A 2,140-nucleotide genomic window follows, 5' to 3' on the forward strand; every position below is an offset into this window, starting at 1 on the left:
GAGAAGCTATCTAAAATCTAAAAACTGTAACGCAATAGTTTAATTAATTATCAACCTGTAATCGGAATAGGGCGATCGCCACCCTAGCTACTTTATCTAAAATCTAAAAACTGTAGTGCAATAGTTGAATTAATCATCAATTTACATGGTGAGCTGATTAAACCTCAAAGCATTTATCGATAAAGGCAAGTGCCTTTTTGGGTCGAAAAAAGTGCCAGCTTTTCGGTCGCTCAGAGCTACTGGACCGACACAGCTAAAACTGTGCATTAGGGAGTAGGGGAGTGGGGGAGTAAGGTAGGGACGTTGCATAAGGGCGTCCGTACGAGAGAAGGACTTTTGTTGGGTTTTGTTCCATGCTGCGCAACGAAGTTCGCGTTACATGTCGCGTTAGCGAAACAAACCAACCTACATTTATTGCAACATTTAAGGTGTGTCAGTCTACTACAAAAAGTTAGTATTTAGGGTAGACAAGGGCAGAAAAATCAAGGGACAACTCTTTCTCCTACCTGGTCTATAATTCCCATTTCTCCTGTAGGTCGCCTTTCATGTCGGCGACAGCCGAAATCCGACAATTTCCCCTATCTGAGGACTGACTCCTGACTTTTCCCCTCACTCATAAGACTTTTTCAGCAAACCCTAAATAAAGTTAAGGTATTTTTCTGGAAGAATGCACTTAATAATTCTTACCCAGACCTGAATTTTACTGACAGCTATTATCTTTGGTATTAAGTCCAACTTCATGGAGAAATGGTATGACTTCTGACTTTAGCTATATCAGCCTCTTTTGAAAAACTGCATTTGGTATGTATGAATAACTAGGGCTTGCTGATTAACTCTCAAAGTATTTACAAATAAAGGCTTTAGTCTTTTTGGATCTAAAAAAGTGCCAGCTTTTCGGTCGCTCAAGGTCAAAAAGTTAATATTTTGAGCAAACAAGGGCGGAAAAATCAAGGGACAATTCTTCCTACTACCTGGTCTATAATTCCCATTTCTCCTGTACATCGCCTTTCATGTCGGCGACAGCCGAAATCCGACAATTTTCCCTATCTGAGGACTGACTCCTGACTCTTCCCCTCACTCATAAGACTTTTTCAGCAAACCCTAATTATAAAAAATTGCATAAAATTATGTTTGATAGTTTAGTATAGCTATAACTATTACCAGATTTGACTAATAAAAATCAAAATTATTATCTCTAAAATTAATCTGAATATGACTAAGACACCAATTACTAACAACCGTTGGCAATTTTGGATTGACCGTGGGGGTACATTTACAGACATAGTTGCTAAGTCTCCTGACGGTAAAATTATTATTCATAAATTATTATCAGAAAATCCAGAACGCTACTCTGATGCACCAGTTCAAGGAATTAGAGAAATATTAGGAATTTCTCAAAATGAACCTATACCTTCACAAGAAATAGAAGTTATTAAAATGGGTACAACTGTTGCTACAAATGCTTTATTGGAAAGGAAAGGCGATCGGACAGTTTTGGTTATTAATAAAGGTTTTAAAGATGCTCTAAGAATTGGTTATCAAAACCGCCCTAATATTTTTGCCAGACAAATTATTTTGCCGGAAATGCTCTATGAAAAAGTCATCGAAGTTGAGTCACGTTATACAGCTAAAGGGGAAGAAATAATTCCACTTCAAACAACAGAATTAATTTCTCAATTGCAAACAGCATACAAGGAAGGAATTAGAAGTTGCGCTATTGTATTAATGCACGGTTATCGCTATCCGAAACACGAACAAAAAATTCAAGAAATTGCTCAAGAAATTGGATTTACTCAAATATCTGTTTCCCATGAAGTTAGTCCTTTAATGAAATTAGTTAGTCGGGGAGATACTACTGTAGTTGATGCTTATTTATCACCAATTTTACGACGATATGTTAATCAGGTTAGTAGTTATTTAGAATCCTTTGGCAAGTCTGAAACAGACAATATAATTTTCGGGGAAAATTCTTCTTTGGAAAGGGAGGAAATAGAGGTTGAGGTAGGAGAGAAAACAGAGACGAAACAAGATTTAACTTTGAACTTAGCAAAAGATAGTTTTAACAGTAAAGATGCCTCAACAATAAATCCAATTAAACAAAATTCCTCTTTGGAAAGGGAAAAAATAGAGGTTGAGGTAG

The 2,140-nt window shown here is 36.6% G+C and carries 1 protein-coding gene; it reads left to right on the forward strand.

From position 1 onward, the window contains the following. Nucleotides 1-1,212: 1,212 nt before the first annotated feature. The coding region (locus ACP6PK_RS08030; RefSeq protein WP_426559159.1) for a hydantoinase/oxoprolinase N-terminal domain-containing protein at nucleotides 1,213-2,140 on the forward strand (928 nt) is incomplete at its 3' end.

It is taken from the genome of Dapis hubbardiae BLCC-M172, assembly GCF_050016015.1.
In the GTDB taxonomy this organism is placed as follows: domain Bacteria; phylum Cyanobacteriota; class Cyanobacteriia; order Cyanobacteriales; family Microcoleaceae; genus Trichodesmium.